This is a genomic window from Bartonella sp. AP58NXGY (assembly GCF_042195785.1).
GTDB lineage: Bacteria > Pseudomonadota > Alphaproteobacteria > Rhizobiales > Rhizobiaceae > Bartonella.
Genome location: NZ_JBHIOY010000133.1, coordinates 1 through 249, shown reverse-complemented (window position 1 = coordinate 249; position 249 = coordinate 1). Strand labels below are relative to the sequence as shown.

Genomic DNA, 249 nt, shown 5'->3' with positions numbered 1-249 from the left:
CTCCCAATGTAACAAAAACCGTTACAAATCGTCTTTTTGCTGGTGCAAAACAGGGTTAAATCATTAATCACTATCAAAATGACCTAAAAATCAACAAGTTTGCTCTCTTAATTGATTGGGGTTGGTTTGATTTCATCACAAAGCCCATGTTTGCTCTCATTGACATTCTTTATAAACAAACAGGAAATTTTGGTATTGCCATCCTTCTTGTCACAGTACTCTTAAAAACACTTCTTTTCCCTCTCGCCA

At 35.7% G+C, this 249-nt stretch carries 1 pseudogene; it reads left to right on the top strand.

Going from position 1 to position 249, the window contains the following annotated elements:
- A pseudogene (locus ACFINC_RS09965) lies at positions 1-249 on the top strand (YidC/Oxa1 family insertase periplasmic-domain containing protein); the annotation flags it as partial.